This window comes from Roseofilum sp. SBFL (assembly GCF_017746885.1).
GTDB lineage: Bacteria > Cyanobacteriota > Cyanobacteriia > Cyanobacteriales > Desertifilaceae > Roseofilum.
Genome location: NZ_JAGHZH010000103.1, coordinates 1 through 4771, shown reverse-complemented (window position 1 = coordinate 4771; position 4771 = coordinate 1). Strand labels below are relative to the sequence as shown.

General features: G+C 43.9%; 1 protein-coding gene. It reads right to left on the bottom strand.

Features of this window, described 5'->3' with window-relative positions; all coding sequences use genetic code 11:
- Positions 1-4771 (bottom strand): AAA family ATPase (locus tag J7545_RS11485; RefSeq protein ID WP_318719577.1); only part of this gene is annotated, 4771 nt, incomplete at both ends.

Genomic DNA, 4771 nt, shown 5'->3' with positions numbered 1-4771 from the left:
CTCTTCTGGCATCCCCATGCCATTATCGGCAATGCGAATGGTGACCTCTTCTGCCGTTGCTGAGGTAGTAATCTTAATCTGATTGGCAATCTCATCAAAACTGCGTCCCTGGTTACCCTCATCTAGGGCATCAATAGCATTAGCAATCAGATTCATAAACACTTGGTTGAGTTGTCCTGGAAAACATTGCACTTGTGGCAATTGTCCATAGTCTTTGACAATTTCAATCGCTGGACGCTCCTCGTTGGCTTTCAGGCGATGTTTGAGAATCAGCAAAGTGCTGTCGAGACCTTCATGCAGATTAAAGAGGACTTTATACTCCTTATCGGTGCGCGAAAAGGTTCGTAAAGAATTACTAATGTGCCTGATGCGATCGGTTCCCGATCGCATTGAAGAAATCAGTTGCAGTAAATCCGAGCGCAAAAACTCTAAATCTATTGCTTCTAGTTCTTCTTCTATTGTTTCACTTGGCTCTGGATATTCTTGCTGATAAAGATCTATTAATTCCAACAAGTCTTGCACATAATCTCGCGCTGGTTCTATGTTCCCAGCAATAAATCCTACGGGATTATTAATTTCGTGGGCTACTCCTGCCACTAGATTGCCCAAGGCTGACATTTTTTCACTTTGTACCAGTTGCAGTTGGGCTTGTTGCAGGTCTTCAAGAGATTGTTCGAGTTTCTGGGCATAGTCTTGGGACTGTTTATAAAGACGGGCATTTTCCATCGAGATAGCCGCTTGGGAACAAAGCATATTGAGCAGTTCCATCCGCTCGCGTGTAAACGCTCCTACGGCTAGATGGTTTTCCAGATAGAGGATACCGATCAACTTGCCTTGATTGAGGATGGGCGCGCATAGGAAGCTTTTGGGTTGTTCTTGTAGTAGATAGGAGTCGCCGGCAAACTGAGTATCGTCAGGGAAATTGTTAATAATAATTGCTTCTTGAGTCCGTTTAACTTTATTAATTACACTGGTGGGAATAGAGCATTCAGTCAATACCTCGGTCGAAGGCAAATCGCCACCTTCTTGGGAGTATCGGGCGACAACCTGCCAACCAGACGGTTGCTGTAAGAGCAGAATACCGCCATTGGCTCCGGCATTTTCTATGGCTGCTTTGATTAAGGTGGAGAGAAGTTTGTCCAGGTGCATTTCGCTCGATAGGCACTGGGAAGCTTTCATCGCCGTTGTCCAATCTAGCATTGAGCTAATTGTGCTAGTACTTGAACTGCTCATTTGAGTCAAAGTATGAGTTGCGATCGCGGTTTGGCCACTCTGTAACTCCAAGCGAGGCTGTTGCAGCATGGAGGCAAGGAGTTGGGGGTATTTTTCTTCGAGTTGGTCGGTTTTGGCCTTGGCTCCCCAGCGAGCATAGCAATAGTAGGCATCGGTCATATAGCCTGCAGCTACCTTTTCTTTACCCCAGTCTAAGTAGAATTTGGCAGCTAGTTCGTTGGCTAGAGCTTCTTCTTGTAGGTACTCGTTTTCTTTCGCTCCGGCTATGGCGCGATCGTACCAATCTCCAGCCTCATAGTATTTTCCGCAAACGCGATATTTTTCAGCTTCAATTAAGTCCCATTTATGTTGGTGATTCATGGGTGCGTGGCGCGCCCATTGCTGTTGTAATGTCTTTTGGTTCTCCTCAAGTTGTTGCCAGGCTGCTGACTCTGACTCTAAATGGGAGCTGACAGTAGCAATAATGCTCAGACAATGATAGAAATAAAATGCTGGTTCAGAAGCCATTCCAGCTCCAGCGATCGCATATTTCTTTGCCTCAGTGGCATTTTTTAGAGCCGAATTAATATCCGCAAATAGGTAGCAAATTATCAACTTATGGATATAAAAATACCACAAGCCGACCAAATCTGAAGCAGGAATAAGTTGGGATAAAATTTCATTTTCTTCGATAAATTGTCCAGACAAAATACTCTGATTTTCTGCACCATACAATAGGTGTGAAATAGCTTGCAAATGAATTCGACAGTAATTGGCTGAGGTTAACTGACTAAATTTTATCAACTCATTGTAATAAAGACGAGTTTGCTGCTCTAATGATACAAGGGATTGACCGCACAAAAAGTAATTCCAACAGAAACTGTGAACGTTATGTCCGGCATATTCTTGATTTCCCGTTTCTAGTCCACTGGTATAGCCCTCCTGTAGAAGCGGTAGGGTTTTTTGGGTATGAGATGTACGATGAAACAGAAATAATCCCAAAATCGTGAGTACGCTTGATTTAATGATTTTAGCTTCTGGCTCGATCGCGACTTTAAGAGCTAAACGACCAAACTTGACAGCGATATTCACATCTTGCAAAAGATTAGTGCAAACCATTCCATAGGTTGCATAGGCAAAGGCCGATGCTGGAGTATTTCCATATTCAATAGAGAGTTTTACCGCTAAGGAAACGATGAGTGGAAATAACGGAGAACCCGAGATGGAAGCGGCTGATGTCACGCTAGTTGCTAATCGAACAATGGCAATTTTTTCTGGATCTCTCATCTTAGGAATATGAATCAAATCTTCAATGTCTCGCTCGGCGATCGCCTGTTTGATTGCTTCAATGCTTTCTTGAATATCTTCTTCTTTCGGTCTTTCGGGAAAAGTAACATTAAATTCTTGTAATAATTCTAGTCCCAGCTCAATGGCTTCATTGAGCTGACTATGATTAATAAGTGCTTGAATCTTTGTTTGATAAATATTCACTTTGTCCGAGGGATTATCAACCCATTTTATAACCTTTTTGATGAATTTATTCATGGCTTCCCTATCGTTACATAGAGAAGCGAGTTCTGCCCCTAAATCATGGAAGGCTAAAGTCATTACATATTGCTCGCGCCAAGGATTTTCTCCAAGTAATGATAAGCCAATGCTGACGTATTCTCGACCACTTTCATAGGCAGTTGCTGTTCTCGCCTTGCGACTGGCAATGAGATTCAAACGAGCTAATTCATAACGTTCTTGTGGGTCTGCGATTGAATTTTTGCCATGATTTAATTGATTGACTAGCTCAAAAATTCGCTCTTCTCGTTCTTCAGGAGAAATTATTCCCTCTAGCAGTTTGCCGATCCGGTAATGAGTTCTTTCTTTTCGGTCATCGGGAATCAGAGAATAAGCCGCCTGTTGAACGCGATCGTGCAGAAACTTATAAGTAACCGAGATCTCCTCAGTCGATATGTTATCTTCCCGGTCAGCTTGAAAAAATTTGTAAGTCTCGCCCAACGGCAAAACCAACTCCTCTTGCAGTGCCCTCCATAAATCCGTTGCCACTTCCATCAACTCCCGTTCGCTGACAATAGCCAAGGTCTCCAAGTCAAATTGGTTGCCAATACAAGCCGCTAACTTCAAAATCTCCTGGGTTGCTTCGGGTAGCTGTAGCAGCCGAGAAGCCATGAACTCCACTACATCCAAAGTGAGTGCCAACTGCCGCACTTCGGTCAGGTCGCAGTGCCAATAGCCAAGATTGGGATCGAAGACAATCCAACCATCTTCATGCAATCCCTTAAGAAACTGGGTCGCAAAAAAGGGATTTCCCTTAGTTTTTTGATAGATTAATTCCGTTAAAGGTTGAGCTACTTCTTGGCTACAGCTCAGGGTATCTGCGACCAAACGATTGAGGTCGATTTCCCTTAAAGGTTCAAGGGTTATCGTATTAATCGTCGCTCCCAATTTGCCCAGTTCTTCTAGAGTTAGTATCAGGGGGTGGGCAGGTGATACCTCGTTATCTCGATAAGCTCCGAGTAAGAACAAATAATTGGTCTCGCTTTGGCCCATTAGCAGTTGCATTAAATTCAAAGAGGCTGAATCTGCCCACTGGAGATCGTCAATAAAAAGGACTAAGGGATGCTCTTGGGTCGCAAACACTTGAATGAATTTCTTAAACAAGAGATTGAAGCGATTTTGGGCGGCATTGCCTGAGAGTTCAGCGACTTGCGGCTGTTGGCCAATGATTGACTCCAATTCAGGAATCACGTCAATAATCACTTGCCCATTTTCGCCCAAGGCGGCAAGAATTTTGCTCTGCCACTGGGCTAACTGAGCATCGGATTCTGCTAATAATTGCTCCATCAAATCCCGGAAGGCGATGACTAAAGCGCTAAAGGGAATGTTGCGTTGAAACTGGTCGAATTTTCCTTTGATAAAATAGCCTTGCTCTCGCACGATTGGCTTGTGAATTTCGTTGACAACGGCGGTTTTGCCAATGCCGGAAAACCCAGCTACTAGCATCATTTCAGAATGGGGAGTTGGTAGTCGGGAGTCGGCGGTGGGTGAAGATTGGGCGACTCGTTCGAATGCTGCCAGTAAGGTCTCTACTTCTGCTTCTCTTCCGTAGAGTTTTTCGGGAATCAGGAAACGTCCAGCTATGTCGCGTGTAGCTAACTCAAAGGTTTCTATTTTTCCCGTTTCTTGCCATTGTTTGAGACATGTTTCGAGATCAAATTTTAATCCCAATGCACTCTGATAGCGTTCTTCTGCATTTTTAGCCATCAGTTTCATGACGAGATCTGAAACGACTGACGGGATGGAAAGATTTAATGCGTTATTTTTTACTTCTGCTGGGGGGATGGGCGGTTGTGAAATATGACAATGCACCAATTCTATTGGATCGTTACTGGTAAAGGGTAAGATTCCGGTGAGCAGTTGGTATAAGGTTACCCCCAAAGAATAGAAGTCGCTGCGGTAGTCTATACCTCGATTCATGCGACCGGTTTGTTCTGGGGCAATATAGGCTAGGGTTCCTTCTAGGACGTTGAAGTTTTTGATTTCTTGGGCT